This window comes from Acinetobacter sp. WCHA39 (assembly GCF_002165385.1).
Taxonomy (GTDB): Bacteria; Pseudomonadota; Gammaproteobacteria; order Pseudomonadales; family Moraxellaceae; genus Acinetobacter.
Genome location: NZ_NHRP01000024.1, coordinates 18,043 through 37,285, shown reverse-complemented (window position 1 = coordinate 37,285; position 19,243 = coordinate 18,043). Strand labels below are relative to the sequence as shown.

Below are 19,243 nucleotides of genomic sequence, written 5' to 3'. Positions count from 1 at the left end.
CCCCTAGATGAGTTGTTGCGTTTGTTTTGCTTTGCGAATAAGCAGTTGACTAAGCAACACGCTTAAAACAGATGAAACTGCGAGAATGAGATAGAAGTTTCCATAACCAAATGCTTTGGCCAAGAAACCTGAGACCGCACCGCCAATGAAATAAACCAATAGTTCGAAGCAAACTAAAATCGTAAAATCAGTACCAGCTTGTTCTTTGGAGCTGGTCTGCATGAAATGTGCATACAAGGCTGTCATCGCGATGTAGCGAATGGCAAGAATGACAATGACAAAGCCACCAAGAAGTAAATGCCATTGATTCAACCAACTGAGCAAAACGGCTACACCCAACAAGGCGTAAACCAAACTTCGTGCCCAACCAGCCCAGATCAGCAATTGTGTTGCGGCTATTTTTTTTAATAAAAATGCAGCTGAAACAGCAGCTAATAATCCAATCCCTGCACCTATTACTGACATCAGTACGCCGATCTGTGCCAACGACCATTTCTGATCAATCAGCATCGGATTCAGCATCGCCATAGCTGGTGCTTCGACAATTCGATAACATACGATCAAGGCTAATGCCCATAACATTTCTGGACGTTTAAATGCACGGATCAAACTTGGCTGCTGTTTTGAGATTTTCTCTGCATTTGATTTTTCTTTAATTTGGAAAATAGCCAACATCGTCAATGCTGTCATAGCGGCTAAGGAAATCAGTGCAGTTTGCCAACCATAAAGCTCATACAGCCATAAAGTTGCTGCTCCACCAACCATACTGCCAAGCGCAACACCTATACTTTGCGCCATACTGCCTAGTCGATACTCAGATTCTGAAAAGGTTTCGACCGTATAGCCATCAATTGCGATATCTTGAGTTGCAGCAAAAGTTGAAATCCATAAACCGACAATAACAAATACACCAAGACCGTAATCGAATTGGGTAAGTGCCAAAGCAACGACCCCCAACACCAAAGCTATTTGCGTAAACAAAAGCCAAGTTTTACGTTTACCGAGTTTTTTGAAATAAAAACGATCAATTAGTGGTGCCCAAAAAAACTTGAATGCCCAAGGAATATAGAGCAGCGACAACATGCCAATCCAACGTAAATCTACGCCTTGATGACGCAGAATCGCAGGTAAGGCCACATTATAAAAATACAGTGGTAAGGCATGCGCGAGATATAAAACCACCACGACACTCAGGCTCAAGGCTGAGACTTTCTGAATATTTAATGAATTTTGATTCATAAATACCTCTGCAAAGCCCATTGTGTGGCTTCAGCTTTATCTACGCTCACAAAATATGGAACATGCCAAGCTTTGTGCAGAGCTGGTGTATCCAATCGAATACGATCTTCTTCATCTTGAGCAATACGAGCAAAACCCAAGCAATATTGGTAAAAATCTTGTTTATATTGTTTATACCACTTGCCTTGGATTGCTCTATATTCCTCCGGAAATTCTGTATTTGCATCGGTTTGCATGATCAACACAAAATTTCGCTGATGTTCGAAATAGTGCTGAATCCGTGCTAACCATTGTTCAAATTCTGCAACAGAGACATTCGCCGCAAAGCGCATGTCTAAGATATGCATTTCATTGATATATAAGCTCATGTAACACTCAGGAATTTGGCTGGCTGATCTGCTAGCTGTTGTTGTGATGTTTGGTAATATTCCCCAAACTTGTTATAGAAAGTTTCTCTAAAGCAGTAGTACAACATCGCTGTTTTTTCAGGCATCGGTATTAAACGTTGGCTTTCATAACAAAGCTCTGCCACCACTGCTGCATAAGGTTTAACGGTATGATCTGGCTCACCCACAATTTTTTTCGCTTGTGAATGTTCAAAAATATAGAAGCTGAGCAAACGAATGGTTGGACGTAAAAAGCCCTTACCAAACACAGATTTATCACCAAATAGCAAATGCCAACCGAGATCATTGGCATCACCTTCGTAATAACGACCTAAACGATCACGTTTACCTTCATAAATTTCGGTATAGCCCACATCTTTGCCATCAATTCCGACGATTAATAAACGGTGATGGTCATCTGCCAGCATCTTGTCGAAGTAAACCTGTAAATCCAGTTCCGACTTATTCAATTGCCACTGCGGAATTACATGTGGCTCATGCATCCACTTATGTAACAAAGGAATATCTTGGGGATATTGCACTTGACGTAAGTAATACTGTGTTCCATCTTCGTGGTATTCAAAGTAGTCAGGTAATTGCTGAGAAATTGTTTTCATATCGAACCTTTATAAAATTTAGAAGAAGGCTTAACCCGCTTTCGATTCAGTTTGCTGAATCGACCATTCAGCCAATGTTTCAGGACTGACGGGGTTCGGGATTGGATCAAGGAATACCGGTACTGGACGCTCTGCTTCATCGTTATAACTGGTGGTAAATAAACGAACACGGTTTAAACAAATTTTGGTGTAAGTTGGGCGCAGCATCGCAAATTTTTCAGCTCGTTCAGCCAGTTCTGGATGCTGTTGGTTAAACGCAACAATGGTGTTGGAAATGGTCTGCCAAAAATCAAGTTCTGAATATTCTGGATAATCTTGTAAGAACACATTACAGATATAACGGTAATGCACCATGAACAGCCCAGTGAAAATAAAATGACTTAAATCTGTTGCTTCATGACGTAATAACAAACCGCCTTCAGATGGGAATTGAGCCAATTCAGGGAAATCTTCATCCACTAAATTGATGTCATCAATGAAGTCTTTTAATACCAAGGCTTTTGGCACACCATTTTCATGTACCAACATGGTGTTTTCACCATGCGGTGAAAAAGCCAAGCCATAGCGATACAGGCAAAGCAGTAACGGACTGAGGCAGATTTGGGCAAATTGTGCTAACCATGCCAAAGGACTCAAACCAGACGCTTGAATCAGTACACTTAGAATCGATTGACCTGAAATATCTCGATGCAAAAGTGCTGCCTGAGAAAGCACTTGTTGAGATTGATCAACATAGCGATCGACACTTTCACGCCATAAGCAACCGAATAGTTCTTTAAATTGATATGGTGCGCCGTCAATGCGGTCAAAACATGGCTGGTGAATGGTTAAAGTTGCAACCTCACCTAAGAAAATCACACCTGTATTCTGTAAGTCTTGATCTTGCTGATGAATTTGCTTTAACCATGCAGTTACTGCTGGCGCTGCAAGGTTACGCTTAGACGGCAATCCACGATAGACAGCGGTATTAAAGATACTGACTGGCAGTTTAATGTAATGACGTTGTAGGTTTGATGTGTTGCATAATGTCCGAATAGACTGCATTGGTACATAGCTGTCTTGGCTAATGTTCAGCTCAATAATTTTTTGGTCGACAATTTCATTGGCATAAGTTGGCACGAGCCATTGGTGCCATTGCCATGCATGTACGGGAATCAAAAAATAATTTTGAGGGTCTAGATTTTTTTCTTGGAGAATATTGATGAATTGCTGTAGTTCATTGGCATCAAATTCATGTTGATATAAACCACATGCACTCCAATCTTCAGTACTTCGATACTCTGCTAAATCACGATGTACAGCTAACCACAACACTTTAACTTCAGGAGAAAGTTCTGGTGCAGCACTTAAATAATCATCATAACCAAAGCCCATACGGCCCTTGCTCATAATCAGCCAAGGGTGACCACGTAGCATGCCTTCAACTTTATAGTGTGGTTCAGTCAGCACTGCTGTGCTTGGTAAACGCGCTTCATTGAATAGATGCGCTTCTGCCAACCATGTATTATTCATTTCCTTAATCAAATATGCTTTGGTGAATGGCTTTACATTTGCCTTGTCAGACATTGCGACAATAAACTCATGTAAGTTCCAAGCAGGTTGATCATTTTCCTGACTATGAGTCACATCACGTACCGAAGCTTCCTGAATATTCCAGTGTCCGAGTAGATATTGATTTCCTTGAAACTCATACTGACGATTGCCTAAATCTAACTGATAACGTCCTGCTGACAATGCTTTAACTTCAATAATTTCTTCATATAGAAACTCTGCAATCGCCATTTCAATAAGACGTTGCCCTGCGGCACGCCATTGCTGCTGATTAATTTTTAAAGTTGCAAAGTTCATATCAGTTTCTCATAAGTTGAATGTACAGAAGCAGTTTGTGTACGTGTGTTTGCACCACGACGATTAGGATGCGCCGTCATCACGTTCTGTTCTGTTTTCTTGAAAATTGAATGGTTTTTATTGGCAGAATTTTCACAAACGCACTCCTTTGATTGTGCTTTGTCGTCTGCCATACAAATTTTTGGATTTTGAGAGAGATTAAAGTGTTGGAAGGTTTGCGCTTGATTGCCTAATTCATAAAGAGGTTCAGCAAGCAGTTGATTAATGATCGTTGCTGCACGATAAGCACCAAGACCTAAATCAGGCGTGCCGACACCATGACTATGCATTTCTTGATTTTGAACAAAGATATGGCCATTCAACCTATGTACAACGCGATAGTCTTCTGTAATCTGCCAACGCTGTTTATGATCAAATTCGATGTATGGCTTAAGCAATTGCATAAAACCAAAATCAGGTGTGAAATAACCCGTTGCGGCTACAAGAAAATCACAGTCGAGATGAAAAGACTGAGCTGTAGCACGATGTTCGAAATGCAGTCGGATTTTTTGCATATCTAAGACTTCTGCATCTTTCAAATCACATTGACTATGTAAATGTGTCTGTAAGCTTTGACCTGCTATGCTGCGGTGATAAAGTCTTTGATAAATTTCCCGAATGGTTTTTGCACTAATCCCTTTGTATAACAAGGCTTGTTGCTTTAACTGCTGTTCCTTCTGCTGCGCAGTCAAATCATAAAAATGTTGAGCATAATCTGGACTAAAATGTTCCAAACCTAATGGTGCATACTCCATTGGGAAGAAACCTTGAGAACGAGTAAACCAATGCAAATCAAACTGGTGATTATCGGTATCTTGCTGTTCGTCAAACAAGTCGATAAACACTTCAGCTGCGGATTGCCCCGAACCTAGTACAACAATATCGCCATGTAAATCTGTATCTGCATGCGTCACATACTGTGCTGAATGCAGACATTGTTGCGGACGGATTTTCTGAATCTTTGCCAAACATTCAGGCAAATATGGCACATTACCACTTCCAATCACTAAATGACGGCATAAATAACTTTGCTGAACACCATTTGATTCAACGACTACTTTAAAACCCATCGTTTGAGGTTCAATCCTCAAGACACGAGATTGGTATTCAATACAATCAAGTTGTTCTGCAACCCATTGACAGTAATGGTTATACTCACAACGTGGAATATGCGGCTGTTCTAAAAAGTAAAATTTATATAAGCGTTGCTGATGACGCAGATAATTCAAAAAGCTAAATAGGCTGGTTGGATCAACCATTGAGACCAGATCTGCCATAAACGGCACTTGCAATACCGTATTGGGTAACTGCATCCCTGCATGCCAGTCAAACTGAGCTTTCTGTTCGAAAATTGCATAGTTAAGTGTGCTTTTATTATGCAGCAGGCTGGCCAGACTCAGATTAAATGGCCCTAAACCAATTCCAATAAAATCAAGCATAACTGACATCCTTCTGTGAAATACACAGCGGATTTGGCAGTTCGACATAGACAGATTGGTTTTCTACAGGCGCAATCAGCTCATCTAATTCATGTAAACGTGTGAGCAAATTACCTTTATAAGGCAAGGTTGCATTGAACAATAATCCCTGTAATAAGCTACTGTCTGGATATTGCTGCAATTGCTCTTGCAATAAACTTGTTAGATGCCCAAGTAATTCATCTTCAGTAATATAGCCTGTTGCGCCAATCGCATTGATAATGCCAAACAAGGTATTGCCAAAGAAATAATAACTAAAACGTTCATCCACGAAATCTTTAGGTCCGACGGCAAACGCTTTTTCTTTTAGCTCAGGCAGCGCTTGCAGAATTTCAGTTGCAAACTCTTCGATATAATAAAAACCTTGGTTATCACGTAGCCATAAGGTTTTTGGGAAATGATTCTCTAATTCCAACAGCACATTCTGCTGATGTGATTCGAATGCCATGCCATGGCGATGATAGACATACATCAACGGTTGCAAACTGACTTCAAGGAAACGATTAAACCAATCCAAAGCAATTTCTGAGAAATCGGTTTCGTGATGTGCTTTTGCAATTTTTGCAAATAAAGCATTAAAACGATTTAAAGGTTTATTTGGATGATCCTGACATAAGGATGCAATACAAGTGACTTGCTGTTGAGGATGAAATGGCTGATCACGGAAAATACAGATACTTTCATTCACCACTTCATCATCAATTTTTAAGGCAATCCAAGCTGGGTCATTGACTGCCTTTAAACTTGGAAATTTTTTTAGAATATTCTGACCAAACTCACTGTGCCATAGACGATGAGTGAGTTCACCACGATGGCATTCTTTGGCTAAATTGACACGAATTGAATTGGTAATCATCACTGAAAGTGATGGTTTAACCATCCATGGTGCATTAAAACTCGCCAGTGTTCGGATAGAAGTGGTTGGAGAGAATTGCCAACCACGTAAACCTAAATCAATTAATTGCCCTGTTTGCTTCAAACGTTCAAACCAAGCTTTACCCTGCAAATAGCGGGCTTGCCAAGGATGTAATGGGAGTAATTTATATTCGGTGTGAGTCTTGAGCAGATTGAGATCATTTTCAGACAAATACCACTGTAACGCTGTTTTTAATTGAGTTGAAATACTTTCATCCGTAGCACAACCTTCGGAAATATAGTCCTGATGCACCAGCCAATAATGTAGTTGTGTCTTGCCCTTATGTTCAGGTGAAAACTTTAACCAATCTTCATGTACAAAACCTGTTCTACTTTTCGGCGCTGGATGCATGCTATGCCCCAGTATGAGTGCCTGCTCAGTTTCAATGAAACTCTGCCCTGCTTTGACCAAATCATCAAAATCAGTTTCACGGTGTGCTAAAAACTGTTGTAGCGCATCACGACTTTGAATCCACTTCTCTACTAAAGATGCAGCATCTAATGGAATAGACGATTCAAAAACCAGTTCTTCAAGCAATAACCCGACTATTGCAACAGGACTAAATGTCTTGATTTGACCATGAATAATAATTTGTGGAAGATCTGCTAAGCGATGTCTCCCGACTCGACTGACATAAGATAAAGGAAAATTACATTGTGCTTGAATAGAATGTATTGGGATTGATAACAGCGTCAAACCTTGGCTAAACGCATGTTGTTGCAGACTTTGCTGATTTTTATTAAGAAAGTGACCTTTGCCAGTTTCTTGCGTATATGCGTTGACGAAGTGTTGTATCGCCAACCGATTGGCAAGTGATTGCATCTGTCGGTATCCTCTTATAAAGAGAGAGTTAATTTTTTTTCGAATGTTTTGAGCTCTAAACAAACCTTATTACAATGCTATTCACCGTAATTGCTATTATTAATGGTAATAATTATCATTAATAATAGCAATTATAAAACAAATTAGCTTTTTGAACTTAATACTTTGTTTTTTATGGTGAAAAATTAATTTAGATCAAGAAAAATACAAAAGATAATAATTCTAATTATTAAATATTTTAATTATGATTTATTCTTTTATTGTTTTTATAAATCAAATAAAAAAGGGCTTTTATGTTTTATAGCCCTTTTAAAGATATTAACAATCTAAAATATCTGAAAATGTAGCTTCCAGTAACCTAGCTAGATCAATTGGGTTAAGACCAATGTCCAACCCCCTTTTTCCACCACTGACATAGATCTTATTTAATGATTTCGCTGTTTCATCTATTACAGTTTTGAGTCGTTTTTTCTGCCCTAGAGGACTAATTCCACCTACTAAATAACCAGTTAAACGTTCAGCATCTTTTGGATTGGCCATTTGTAACTTCTTACACCCTACTGCTGATGCAACTTTTTTTAAATTTAATTGATAATTCACTGGCAAAACTGCGATGAAATAATTTTTTTCATTGGTGACCATTAGCGTTTTGAATACTTCATCTACATTTAGATTGAGTTTTTCTGCGGCTTCTAAGCCAAAACTTTTTGCATTTACATCATGTTCATATTCATGAATTGTGAATGCTATTTTATTTTTTTCTAATAACTTACAAGCTGGAGTCATTTTTTTTCAGTTCTTTGCTTTAGTGATTAAAGTAGTATAAGTGTAGCATTTAAAAATTAAGGATTAAATTTACTTAGGCTATTTTTGAGATAAATCTATTCTTGATAAACACTCAATTAACCACATATATTTGCTAATAGTAAACAAAATGAGCTCAAGCAACGATGAGTTATAAACATAATAATTTGATGGCAATGCGTCAGAATTATTGGGATGATGAGTCATCTCCTGCTGTACAAGAAGAGAAAATTTTTCTTCGGAATACTTTGATTGAAGAAGATATTTTTAAAAATGCGACTTTAGACGACACCAAGTATTTTTTCTTTACATTACCCAGTATCATTATTGTGAAAGCTCATGCTTTAGGCTTTCATCATAGTCATGTAAAGCGTATGTTGATTGCTCATATTCATACTAATCGTGCTGCTTTAATGAGAAAATCTACTCTAAAAATTCAGTTCAGGATTTAGGACATCTGTATACGAAAGCCAAATTTGAAAGTTAAATTTTACTTAGGCTATTCTGATTTATTGACCTAATTCACAAATTTAGACTGATAATTCAAGAGATTGAACTATTTTAATACGTTCAAAAGCTGTAATATTCGCTACAATTTAAGTCTCGGCTTTCAACCCTCCGATTTCAGCATAGGATTTTTCTTTCATGTCAGATCAGAACGATAAGCTTAAGAATCTAAAAACCTCCTCTGTAGATCGTCGCTTATCTATTGCAAAAGCCTCTTTACTCGCTGGAACACGTTGGGCGACTGCTAGCGCTACTTCAATTTTTTCTAGTGAAGAAGAAAAAGAGAAAAAGCGTAAAAAAGCCATGGCTGAACAAGCTCATTATTTAGTTTCTGAAATAGGAAAACTAAAAGGATCAATCGTAAAGATTGGTCAAATGATGGCTTTATACGGCGAACATTTCTTACCTGAAGAAATTACACAAGCATTAAATACACTGAACAATCAAACTGTCGCACTAGCTTGGCCTGCAATCAAAGCGCATTTGCAAGAACAGTTAGGTTCAAAATTAGATGAACTCACGATTGATCATGAACCAATCGGTACAGCCTCACTTGCTCAAGTTCATCGTGCGACACGTAAATCAGATGGTTTAGAACTGGTTCTTAAAATTCAATACCCTGGTGTAGCGGAAGCAATTGATTCTGATATGAATCTCTTTAAGAACATGCTTAAACTCACACGTATGGTGCCACAAACTCGTGAATTTGATCAGTGGTTTGATGAAGTTCGTGAAATGATGCATCGAGAAGTCGACTATGACATCGAAGCAGCGACAACTCGCCGCTTTGCTGCACGCCTGAAAGATGATCCTCGTTATATCGTTCCTGAAATTGTCGATGAATTTTGCGCTAAAAAAGTGTTGTGCATGACCTTTGAACGTGGTGTGCCTGTAAATAGCCCTGTCATGCTCTCCCTCCCCCAAGAACGTCGTAACCAATTAGGCGAAGCTTCTTTGGAAATTGCAGTACGTGAGCTGTTTGAATGGGGCGAAATGCAAACCGATCCGAACTTCGGTAATTATCTTGTTCGTTTGGGTAACGGCGATGATATAAAGGACAAAATCGTTCTCCTAGACTTTGGTGCAATTCGTCAGTTCGATGAAAATTTGCTCACTGTTGCACGTAACCTGATCCATGCTGGTTATAACCATAACAAAGATGAAATGGTTAAAGCGATGACAGGCTACGAGTTCTTTGATGCAATGCCTGAAAGTATCAAACCAGGTATGGCAGATGTGTTCCTTATCGCCACAGAAGCATTTAGCTGTCCAGCTAACAATCCTGACATGCCAGCAGGTGTAATGGATGAGCAAGATCGCTACGATTGGAAAAAAAGCCAACTCCATAGTCGTGTCATGCAACAGGCAGCACAGTCTATGGCATCTCGTTATTTCTCGGTTCCACCAAAAGAATTTATGTTTATTAGCCGTAAGTTTATTGGTGCATATACGTTTATGACCGTGATCGAAGCAAAGACAAATGTACGAAAAATGATTCGTCAGTTTGCATAAGCACTATATCTAAAGTCATTTTGACCAATCTGATTTGTCAGTTTGGTCAATCTTTTTAAAAATTTATTTTTCTGATATTTTTTTTATTCATTTAAAAACAATAATATAAAATCTATATACGAATTATTTTACCCTTTATCTTTCTTAATTTAGCACGTCAAACAAGACATAGTTTTTTTGACTAGAGCATGTCAGCATAATTTTACAACCATCCTCTAGGATAAAATCATGTCGAATATGATGAATAAAGCTCAAGGCTTTGGGCTATCTTTGATCACTAAAATCGCAGGAAGCGAAGTATTAGATCAACTCAAATTAAGAAAATTTGTAGAGAAATCATTATATCAAGGATCAAAAACAGGTTTTAAAGTACTGAATAAAACACAAAAAGCGTTTAAACCACAAGCAATTGATAAGCAACGCCTCCCGAATCAAGTTAATAAAAATTTGTTTGATCTCAGCCTGACTGAAGAACAGCAAATGACAGTTGATGCAATGTCTCAATTCGCTGAAGAAGTTTTATATGCTTTAGCGCATGACGCTGATCATCAAGCACAATTCCCAGAACAACTTTGGCAGCATTTGGTTGACCTCGGTTTAAATTATTATGCACTTCCTGAAGCATTAGGTGGTGTCGCAGCTGAACAAAATATTGTCAGTAATATACTAATCGCAGAAAGTTTGGCAAAAGGTGATTTCAGTTTAACAGCAGGTCTGCTCAGCACATTTAGCGTTATTAATGCAATTACCCGTTGGGGTTCAACACAAGTTCAATCGATGTATTTGCCTGTGTTTGCTGAAGATACTGACGTTACGGCAACATTTGCATTTCAAGAAGCGACTCCTGCATTTAATCCATATCAGTTAAAAACCAAAGCAACTGAACAAAATGGACAAATGACCATTACAGGTGAAAAGACGTTGGTAATTTTGGGTGATACAGCCGATGTATTCCTTGTCAGTGCCGAGTTTAACGGTCAATCTGACATTTTTGTTGTACAGTCAAATGAAACGATTGCAATCAAAGCTAATCCAGCAATGGGATTAAAAGCAACTGAAACAGCAACACTTCACTTCAATCAAACACCAGCTTTACGCTTAGGCGATGCTGATTTTGATTACACTGCATTTGTCGACCTTGGAAACTTAATGTGGTGCGCCATGGCGATTGGTACAGGAGAAGCAATCAAAGCTTACTGTATTAAATATGCCAATGAACGTACTGCTTTTGGCGAACCCATCTCGCATCGTCAAAGTGTTGCATTCATGATTGCCGATATGGCCATTGAAATTGATGCTATGCGTATGTTGGTTTTAAATGCGGCAAGCTTGGCTGAAGCGGGTCAACCATTTCATCGTGAAGCCTATCTTGCTCGCTTACTTTGTGCCGAAAAATCTATGAAAATCGGTACAGATGGTGTTCAAATCTTAGGTGGTCATGGTTTTACTAAAGAGCATCCTGTTGAGCGTTGGTATCGTGATCTACGTGCAACCGCTATCTTACATTCTGGCTTGCATACGTAATTTTGGAGAATAATAATGAACTTACAAAATCCGAAAAAATTTAAAATGTTGGTTGATCAGGCGCATGAAACTGCAATCAATGTTTTGCGTCCAATCTCACGCAAATATGATAAAGCTGAACATGCCTATCCAAAAGAACTCGATATGCTCGCTGCCCTATTGGATGGTATGAATGAAAGTGGCGAAGGTGTGGGTGCTGCCAATGCGAGTAAACGAGGGACAGCGAACCCAGATGACATTGTGAATGGCGGTAACATGTCTGCGGCACTTGGTATTATTGAAATGTGTTATGGTGATACAGGCTTACTGCTCAGTATGCCACGTCAAGGCTTAGGCAACTCTGCCATTGCAGCAGTTGCGAATGATGAACAACTTGAACGTTTCAAAGGGACTTGGGCTGCTATGGCGATTACTGAACCTGGTTGTGGTTCAGACTCAGCGGCTATTCGTACAACAGCAACCAAAGATGGTGATGATTACATTTTAAATGGAGAAAAAATCTTTGTCACTTCTGGTGAACGTGCTGACTCAGTTGTGGTTTGGGCAACTCTAGATAAAAAGCTGGGTCGTGCTGCGATTAAATCTTTCGTTGTACCTAAAGGTACAGTAGGTATGAAAGTTGAACGTCTGGAACACAAGCTCGGGATTAAAGCCTCAGATACGGCGGTGATTAGCTTTACGGACTGCCGTGTACCTGCTGCCAATTTATTGGGTAATCCAGAAATTGATGTTGCTAAAGGTTTTGCTGGTGTTATGGAAACTTTTGATAACACTCGTCCACTTGTTGCAGCTATGGCGGTTGGTTGTGCCAAAGCTTCATTGGAGCGTATCAAGGAAATTTTCAAAGACCAGCTTGATCCTGACTACAAAACACCATATTTACAAACCTCAAATTTAGCCGCACAGATTTACCGTATGGAAGCTGAGTGGGAAGCTGCTCGCCTACTTATGATTAAAGCCACATGGATGGCTGACAATAAAAAGCCCAACTCTAAAGAAGCTTCGATTGCCAAAGCTAAAGCTGGTCGTGTTGGTAATGAAATCACGCTCAAATGTGTAGAACTTGCTGCAAGTGTAGGTTATGGTGAAGATGAGTTATTAGAAAAATGGGCACGTGACTCAAAAATCCTTGATATTTTTGAAGGTACACAACAGATTCAACAGCTCATTATTGCTCGTCGTGAATTGGGTAAATCTTCGAGTGAATTGAAATAAATACCCATTTTAAACAAAAAATTTAAAAAGGACGTTATTTACGTCCTTTTTATTTCCATATAGCGCGCTATCGCATCGTCACAAACTCTTCCGCAGATGTTGGATGAATCGCAACGGTATTATCAAAATCTTTTTTAGTCGCTCCCATTTTTAAAGCAACTGCAAAACCTTGCAGAATCTCATCCATGCCAAAACCGATACCGTGAATACCGACAATTTTTTCATTTTCACCCACACAGACTAGCTTCATTTTGGTCGGCTGACGATGTTGCGTAATGGCGCTATACATCGCAGTAAATGATGAATTATAAACTTTCACAACTTGCTGACCATATTTATCAATCGCTTCTTGCTCAGTTACCCCCACTGTTCCAATCGGAGGATGACTGAAAACAACCGTTGGAATATTATCGTAATCTAAATGCTCATCTGGCTTATGATTGAATAATCGCTCAGACAATTTACGACCTGCTGCAACTGCGACAGGTGTAAGCTCCATTTTCCCTGTGATATCTCCCACCGCATAAATGCCTGTTTGGGATGTATTCTGGAATTTATCGACTTGAATATATCCTCGATCATCGAGCTGTATATTGGCTTTTTCTAAATTCAAGCTCGCCGTATTTGGCTCACGGCCTGTTGCCCAAATCAAGCAATCGACAGTATGACTTTCGCCACTTTCTAAATGTAATACGACAGAGCCATCGGCATTCTTGGTGATTTTTTTAGGAACAGCTTGTGTATGTATAGTAATTCCATCTGTTTGCATCACTTCAACCAAAGTTTCACTTAAGAAAGAGTCAAAACGTCGAACAGGTAGATCTTTACGGATAAATAATCCAACTTGTGAACCTAAAGAATTAAGTACCCCAGCCAATTCAACTGCAATATAACCCGAACCAATCACTGCAACTGTTTTAGGTAAAGCCGTTAGTTCAAAGAAACCATTCGAATCAATGCCATATTCAACACCATCAATATCAGGCAATGATGGCTGTGTCCCCGTTGCAATCAGGATATGATCTGCTGTGAATTTCTCACCGTTGACTTCGATAGTATTTTTATCAATAAAATGAGCTGCGCCATGGATTAAATCAACTTTATTTTTGCTTAGGCTATTTTGATAAGATAGATGAATTCGTTCTATATAAGCTTGACGATTTTTGACCAGTGTCTGCCAATCGAAAGATTCAACTTTACTGTTAAAGCCATAATCATGAGCATATTTTTGAATTGATTCAGCAATATGTGCTGCATACCACATGACTTTTTTAGGCACACAGCCGACATTGACGCAGGTGCCACCAATTTCAGCCTTTTCAATCAAGGCGCATTTCTTCCCATACATCGCAGCACGATTGACCGATGCAATCCCACCACTTCCACCACCAATCGCAATATAATCATAATGTTTTGTCATCATCGCCTCATGCTGTAATTACACAATTATTTTTAAGTACTCTTTATAGATATACAGCAACATGATGCAAAAACTTTTGTTTTTTAAATTTTTAATACAAGAAAAAAGCACTGACCATGAGTGATCAATGCTTCTGCTTTGGGAAAGTTTTAAGTTATTCGGCTGCCACGGCTTCAGCTGAAGTTTCAACTAAAGATTGATCCAAGACACCAAATTTCTTAAATAGTTTTGCACGACGTTTTGGATAGATATTGGCTTTATTCAAATCACCTTTGTAGTGATCAAATACACGCTTATCCATCATTTTTGACCATAGTGGTGGAATTAATGCTGGTAATAGCATTGTTGCATAACCACTAGGTAATTCTGGTGCTTCATCAAAATGGCGCAGTGCTTGGAATGGACGTGTTGGATAAGCATGATGATCTGAATGACGCTGTAATTGATACAAGAATAAGTTGGTCACAATATTGTTATTGTTCCAGCTATGCTCTGGCATCGTACGTTCATATTTACCATTCTTATCTTTCTGGCGTTTCAAACCATAGTGTTCAATATAGTTAATAATCTCGAACAGACTAATCCCATAGAATGCCTGAGTGGCTAAATAAGGAATGACACCTTTACCGAATAATCCGATCATTGAACCATGAAAAGCAGCACTCATTCCCCAGCCTTGCAATAATTCATTTTCAGTTGACCAGAATTCTTTACCTTTACGTTTTAAACGATTAGTTTCAATTTCAATAGCAGATTTGAAAGAACCAATGACTGTACGTGGCCAAAACTCATAGAATGTTTCACCCATTTGTGAAGATGCCGGATCTTCAGGTGTTGCAGCACGTTTATGGTGTCCATACGGATGTTCTACACGGAAATGGTTATATCCTGTAGGTACAAGAGCAAGATGAGAAAGAATATGATCTATACGATCATGTTTATGGCTAAGCTCATGTGCAGTATTGATTGCGATACCATTGATCGCACCCATTGAAATACCCAATAGGATTTTATCGATAAATGAAGTTTCTTTACGGCTAGATAAATAACATGCGTAAAAATTAGCTGCATATTGTAATGGAAGAAAGCTTTTCACTAAGCGTGAATAATACGGATCTTTTTCAAGTAGTTTAATATCTTCATCAGTTGGGTTATTTGCGTCTTTACCAATAAGAGTATCAATTGTTGGGATCACAATATGTAGAACGATTGGACCACCCAGCGCAAAAATCTTTTTGAATGGGCGAGGAGCAAATTGATAACCTGCTAAAATGCCAATTCCAATTGCAGGTAAAGCTGGGCTAATTGCCCATAAATAACGTTTACGATCCAATTCAGTTTTCGATTTTGAAATGCTTACTGGCGTAAGTTCTTGCTCAACATTTACTGGTGCATTCATCATCTTATCCATGTCTTTGTATATATGTATATTTTGATGAATTATGAATTTCATGACAGTTGCAAGCGTCCAAAAAACCTATGTCAAAGTCTTTGGCATCATCACCCCTGTTTTTGTCCTAAAAACACATATTGAGTTATTACAGTAGCTCTCTATAATTTACAATCAATACATAATTTAAAAATCATATGGATGCTTTAAGTAAAATATTTGCTGATATACATTTAAATCACACCGAATATATCTACTTGAAAACTCAGGGAGAATGGAGTTTTATCTGTCAGGATCAAACAGCACTTATCGTATACATTGTTTTAGTTGGTTCAGTTTTCATTCAAATTGATTCACAAAATAGTTTAACTGCTCATGCTGGTGAAATTGTCCTAATTCCTTCTGGAACAGCACATACGGGTGCCGATAACTCCATCACAAAGCTTGTGAATGCAGTCGATATTTCAAAATTGTTTGATGGACATAAAGAAGATGCTATTGAATTCGGAACAGATTCGTCAGAGAAAAATCTTATTTTAAGTGTTCGTTGTCAGATTGACACCATCATGGCGCGCCCTTTTATTCAAGCGTTACCTTCAATCATTCATATTCAACACGGAGAAAATACAGCACCTGAATGGTTACAAATTGGTTTACACTTTTTAGCATTAGAGACACAAAATATTCAGGCAGGCAGAGATATTATTATTGATCATCTTGTAAATATTTTATTGATCAAATGTATCAGAGATCATATTCAACAGATCTCAACTCAACATGGCTGGCTGAGTGCCTTAAACCACCCCGAACTCAGCAATAGCCTTGCTGCAATTCATAACCATCCTGAAGATGCATGGACAGTTGAAACCCTTGCAGAACAATGCTGCATGTCGCGTTCAAAATTTGCAAGTTTATTTCATGAGGTGATCGGAGAATCTCCCTTGGCTTATCTACAACAACATCGTATGCGCTTAGCAAGCCAATATTTACGTAAAAGTAATTACTCCATTCATCTGATTGCAAATAAAGTGGGCTATTCTTCTGAAACAGCCTTTAGCCAAGCATTCAAACGAACTTTTGAAGTATCACCTAAGCAGTATCGACAGCAATTCATCGAAGCAGAAAATTAGAATATTAAAAAAGACACCGAGGTGTCTTTTTTATTTCTGTAAATTTTAACGGACAATACCGCGTGTAGACTTTTCGAGTGAATCAATAAACAATTGTGCTTCAGGCGTCTTCGTCAGTATGTCGCTACGAATCTGTTCAATCGCTTGCTCAGTGGTTAAACCAGCCTTATAAATCAGCTTATATGCTTCTCTTAAACCCTGAATCGTGTCTCGAGTCCAACCTTTGCGTCGCATGCCTTCAATATTCATACCATATGCATGTGCAGGATTACCAGATGCCATCACGTAAGCAGGAACATCCTTAAGAATTAAAGCTGCTCCACCAATCATGCTATATGAATCAATACGACAGAACTGATGAATACCCGCATTACCGCCTACAATAACATGATTGCCGACATGAACATGACCTGCAACGCCTACATTATTGGCAAAAATATTGTGATCACCAATTACACAGTCATGCGCAATATGGGTATTCACCATGAATAAGTTATGACTGCCAATTTTTGTTATTGCGTTATCCTGAACCGTACCTCTATGCAAAGTACAATGTTCACGAATAAAGTTATTATCCCCAATCTCTAGCCATGTCTCTTCACCTTGATACTTTAAATCTTGGCAAATTTCACCGACACTCGAAAACTGAAAAATATCATTATTTTTTCCAATTTTCGTAAAACCGCCAATTACCACATGTGAACGTAATTTAGTCCCAGCATCAATTGTTACATTCGGACCAACAATACAATAAGGTCCAATTTGTACATCAGATGCAATTTCTGCAGATGGGTCAATAATTGCGGTTGGGTGAATTAGTTTTTGACTACTCATGTCTGCTCAATTTTTTGGTGGGAAATCATGATTTCTGCTGTTGCAGCGACAATACCGTCGACACTAGCCTTACAATTGTACTTGTAAATGCCACGCTTTTGCATCACTAGTTCTGATTTTAAGACAAGCTGGTCACCAGCAACAACTTGTTTCTTAAATCTTACTTTTTCTGCGCCAGCAAATAAGAACAAAGATCCTTCTTTTGGCTTTTGATTTGTCAAAACAAAACCTAATATTCCTGAGACCTGTGCAAGAGCTTCAATAATCAACACACCTGGCATAATCGGGTATGTCGGGAAATGCCCTTGCAAAAACTCTTCATTAATAGAGACATTTTTATAGCCGACAATACTATTCTCAGTTATTTCTGTAACTCTATCAACAAGTAAAAAAGGATAACGATGCGGTAAATATTCACGAATCGTAAGAATATCCATGGGTAATTCAGGCATTGTAAATGCTGGAGATGTAGACTCAGTCATAATAAATTATTTACGTAACTTAAAGGTTGATTCAAGGGACTCTAATTGAGCTTGCATATGATCAAGCCTTTTAGTGATTTGGGTCAATGGCACATCTGCTAATTGTCTAAGGCGTACAACAGTTCTTTTCCAGTGACTATTTTCAAATAGTCCAATTCCCGAAGAAAAGGTTCCCGCTTCAGAAATACTTTTTGTGACCATTGACATTCCAGTAAGCGTCACATTATTCGCAATATTTAAATGCCCTGCAACTGCGCTGCCACCACCAATAATACAGTTTTTGCCAATTCGGACACTTCCAGCGATTGCCGTATTTGCAGCGATGGCTGTATGTTGATCAATTTGAACATTGTGAGCAATTTGCACAAGGTTATCAATAATGACGCCATCTGCTAAAATTGTGTCATCTAATGCGCCACGATCAATACTACAATTTGAACCAATACGGACATCATTTCCGATTCTTACCGAACCGAGTTGAGCAATACGGTGCCATTTTCCTTGATAAGGTGCAAAACCAAAACCTTCTGATCCAATCACCGTATTCGCATGAATACGAACCCGATCTTTTAACTTTGCACCGCCAGTAATCGTGACATGCGCATCAATGAAACAGTCGTTACCAATTTCAACATCATCATCAATAAAAGCATGTGCTTGGATAATTGTATTATGTCCAATAACACAATGCTCACCAATGACAGCATAGTGTCCTATATAAGCATTATCAGCCACAATCGCAGAAGGATGAATTTGAGCAGTACTTTCGATACCTCTTTGAGAAACTTTCTTCTCAAATAAATGTGTAAGAATTGCAAAAGCGAGATAAGGATTTTCTACAACGATAAAATTTTGCTTCGATGATAATTGTTGTTTTAATGCAGTTGTCACAATATAAACACCTGCTTCGCTTGCTTCAGCTTGTGCTAAATATTTTTCACCATTTACAAAACAAATGTGATGATTTTGTGCCTGTTCCAAACTAGACAAATTAGAAATTTTAAAATCTTTATCACCAAAAAGCTCACCTTTTACAAGATGAGCTATTTCTTCTAAACGATAAATACGTCTATTCATTGA

At 38.5% G+C, this 19,243-nt stretch carries 17 protein-coding genes; 5 read left to right on the top strand and 12 right to left on the bottom strand.

What is annotated here, in order from left to right:
* Positions 1-3: 3 nt before the first annotated feature.
* From CDG56_RS12220 to ybaK, 7 genes are all read right to left on the bottom strand, one after another.
* The gene (locus tag CDG56_RS12220) at positions 4-1,239 is read right to left on the bottom strand and encodes an MFS transporter (RefSeq protein ID WP_087548022.1); all 1,236 of its coding nucleotides are present in this window, start codon (positions 1,237-1,239) and stop codon (positions 4-6) included.
* Positions 1,236-1,607 (bottom strand): protein ActB, encoded by a 372-nt coding sequence (gene actB, locus CDG56_RS12215; protein ID WP_004281762.1) that lies wholly within the window; start codon positions 1,605-1,607, stop codon positions 1,236-1,238. Before actB ends, CDG56_RS12220 begins: the two co-directional genes overlap by 4 nt.
* A complete protein-coding gene (acbD, locus tag CDG56_RS12210; RefSeq protein ID WP_087548021.1) occupies positions 1,604-2,242 on the bottom strand; it encodes an acinetoferrin biosynthesis acetyltransferase AcbD in 639 nt (212 codons plus the stop codon). The genes actB and acbD overlap by 4 nt, the downstream gene beginning before the upstream one ends.
* Positions 2,243-2,272: 30 nt before the next feature.
* Positions 2,273-4,090, bottom strand: a complete 1,818-nt coding sequence (gene acbC / locus CDG56_RS12205; protein ID WP_087548020.1) for an acinetoferrin biosynthesis protein AcbC — start codon at positions 4,088-4,090, stop codon at positions 2,273-2,275.
* Positions 4,087-5,568: an acinetoferrin biosynthesis monooxygenase AcbB gene (gene acbB / locus CDG56_RS12200; RefSeq protein WP_087548019.1), complete on the bottom strand. Its 1,482-nt coding sequence runs from the start codon at positions 5,566-5,568 to the stop codon at positions 4,087-4,089. Before acbB ends, acbC begins: the two co-directional genes overlap by 4 nt.
* A complete protein-coding gene (locus CDG56_RS12195; protein WP_087548018.1) occupies positions 5,561-7,345 on the bottom strand; it encodes an IucA/IucC family protein in 1,785 nt (594 codons plus the stop codon). The genes acbB and CDG56_RS12195 overlap by 8 nt, the downstream gene beginning before the upstream one ends.
* Positions 7,346-7,663: 318 nt before the next feature.
* Entirely contained in the window at positions 7,664-8,131 is a 468-nt protein-coding gene (gene ybaK / locus CDG56_RS12190) for a Cys-tRNA(Pro) deacylase (RefSeq protein WP_087548017.1), read from the bottom strand.
* 164 nt (positions 8,132-8,295) lie between these two features.
* On the opposite strand from ybaK, the gene CDG56_RS12185 reads away from it, so the two are divergent.
* From CDG56_RS12185 to CDG56_RS12170, 4 genes are all read left to right on the top strand, one after another.
* On the top strand, positions 8,296-8,601 hold the full coding sequence (locus CDG56_RS12185) for a hypothetical protein (RefSeq protein WP_087548016.1): 306 nt from the start codon (positions 8,296-8,298) through the stop codon (positions 8,599-8,601).
* Positions 8,602-8,794: 193 nt separating this feature from the next.
* Entirely contained in the window at positions 8,795-10,168 is a 1,374-nt protein-coding gene (locus tag CDG56_RS12180) for an ABC1 kinase family protein (protein WP_087548015.1), read from the top strand.
* 237 nt (positions 10,169-10,405) lie between these two features.
* The gene (locus CDG56_RS12175) at positions 10,406-11,692 is read left to right on the top strand and encodes an acyl-CoA dehydrogenase family protein (RefSeq protein ID WP_171295159.1); all 1,287 of its coding nucleotides are present in this window, start codon (positions 10,406-10,408) and stop codon (positions 11,690-11,692) included.
* 15 nt (positions 11,693-11,707) lie between these two features.
* Positions 11,708-12,907, top strand: coding sequence for an acyl-CoA dehydrogenase family protein (locus tag CDG56_RS12170; protein WP_087548013.1), 1,200 nt, complete (start codon positions 11,708-11,710; stop codon positions 12,905-12,907).
* Between the two features lie 67 nt (positions 12,908-12,974).
* Here CDG56_RS12170 and gorA read toward each other — a convergent pair whose 3' ends face one another.
* A complete protein-coding gene (gene gorA, locus CDG56_RS12165) occupies positions 12,975-14,327 on the bottom strand; it encodes a glutathione-disulfide reductase (protein ID WP_087548012.1) in 1,353 nt (450 codons plus the stop codon).
* Positions 14,328-14,481: 154 nt separating this feature from the next.
* Positions 14,482-15,726, bottom strand: a complete 1,245-nt coding sequence (locus tag CDG56_RS12160) for an alkane 1-monooxygenase (RefSeq protein ID WP_087548011.1) — start codon at positions 15,724-15,726, stop codon at positions 14,482-14,484.
* A 188-nt stretch (positions 15,727-15,914) separates the two neighbouring features.
* On the opposite strand from CDG56_RS12160, the gene CDG56_RS12155 reads away from it, so the two are divergent.
* Positions 15,915-16,847 (top strand): AraC family transcriptional regulator, encoded by a 933-nt coding sequence (locus tag CDG56_RS12155; RefSeq protein ID WP_087548010.1) that lies wholly within the window; start codon positions 15,915-15,917, stop codon positions 16,845-16,847.
* Positions 16,848-16,892: 45 nt separating this feature from the next.
* Here the strand turns inward: CDG56_RS12155 and lpxA are convergent, their stop codons facing one another.
* Genes lpxA through lpxD form a run of 3 tightly spaced genes read right to left on the bottom strand, consistent with a single transcriptional unit; the run spans position 16,893 to position 19,240 of the window.
* The gene (gene lpxA / locus CDG56_RS12150) at positions 16,893-17,681 is read right to left on the bottom strand and encodes an acyl-ACP--UDP-N-acetylglucosamine O-acyltransferase (protein WP_087537067.1); all 789 of its coding nucleotides are present in this window, start codon (positions 17,679-17,681) and stop codon (positions 16,893-16,895) included.
* Positions 17,678-18,163 carry a 3-hydroxyacyl-ACP dehydratase FabZ gene (gene fabZ / locus CDG56_RS12145; RefSeq protein ID WP_005160297.1) on the bottom strand — a complete coding sequence of 162 codons (486 nt, stop codon included), beginning with the start codon at positions 18,161-18,163 and terminating at the stop codon, positions 17,678-17,680. The genes lpxA and fabZ overlap by 4 nt, the downstream gene beginning before the upstream one ends.
* A 6-nt stretch (positions 18,164-18,169) precedes the next feature.
* The gene (lpxD, locus tag CDG56_RS12140) at positions 18,170-19,240 is read right to left on the bottom strand and encodes a UDP-3-O-(3-hydroxymyristoyl)glucosamine N-acyltransferase (protein WP_087548009.1); all 1,071 of its coding nucleotides are present in this window, start codon (positions 19,238-19,240) and stop codon (positions 18,170-18,172) included.
* Positions 19,241-19,243 lie beyond the last annotated feature (3 nt).

Coding starts and splice junctions, on each gene's coding strand:
- acbD (WP_087548021.1), bottom strand. CDS start 2,242: ATGAAAACAATTTCTCAGCAATTACCTGACTACTTTGAATACCACGAA.
- gorA (WP_087548012.1), bottom strand. CDS start 14,327: ATGACAAAACATTATGATTATATTGCGATTGGTGGTGGAAGTGGTGGG.
- CDG56_RS12160 (WP_087548011.1), bottom strand. CDS start 15,726: ATGAATGCACCAGTAAATGTTGAGCAAGAACTTACGCCAGTAAGCATT.
- lpxA (WP_087537067.1), bottom strand. CDS start 17,681: ATGAGTAGTCAAAAACTAATTCACCCAACCGCAATTATTGACCCATCT.
- CDG56_RS12175 (WP_171295159.1), top strand. CDS start 10,406: ATGATGAATAAAGCTCAAGGCTTTGGGCTATCTTTGATCACTAAAATC.
- acbC (WP_087548020.1), bottom strand. CDS start 4,090: ATGAACTTTGCAACTTTAAAAATTAATCAGCAGCAATGGCGTGCCGCA.
- lpxD (WP_087548009.1), bottom strand. CDS start 19,240: ATGAATAGACGTATTTATCGTTTAGAAGAAATAGCTCATCTTGTAAAA.
- acbB (WP_087548019.1), bottom strand. CDS start 5,568: ATGCTTGATTTTATTGGAATTGGTTTAGGGCCATTTAATCTGAGTCTG.
- CDG56_RS12155 (WP_087548010.1), top strand. CDS start 15,915: ATGGATGCTTTAAGTAAAATATTTGCTGATATACATTTAAATCACACC.
- fabZ (WP_005160297.1), bottom strand. CDS start 18,163: ATGACTGAGTCTACATCTCCAGCATTTACAATGCCTGAATTACCCATG.
- CDG56_RS12180 (WP_087548015.1), top strand. CDS start 8,795: ATGTCAGATCAGAACGATAAGCTTAAGAATCTAAAAACCTCCTCTGTA.
- CDG56_RS12195 (WP_087548018.1), bottom strand. CDS start 7,345: ATGCAATCACTTGCCAATCGGTTGGCGATACAACACTTCGTCAACGCA.
- CDG56_RS12170 (WP_087548013.1), top strand. CDS start 11,708: ATGAACTTACAAAATCCGAAAAAATTTAAAATGTTGGTTGATCAGGCG.
- CDG56_RS12220 (WP_087548022.1), bottom strand. CDS start 1,239: ATGAATCAAAATTCATTAAATATTCAGAAAGTCTCAGCCTTGAGCCTG.
- ybaK (WP_087548017.1), bottom strand. CDS start 8,131: ATGACTCCAGCTTGTAAGTTATTAGAAAAAAATAAAATAGCATTCACA.
- CDG56_RS12185 (WP_087548016.1), top strand. CDS start 8,296: ATGAGTTATAAACATAATAATTTGATGGCAATGCGTCAGAATTATTGG.
- actB (WP_004281762.1), bottom strand. CDS start 1,607: ATGAGCTTATATATCAATGAAATGCATATCTTAGACATGCGCTTTGCG.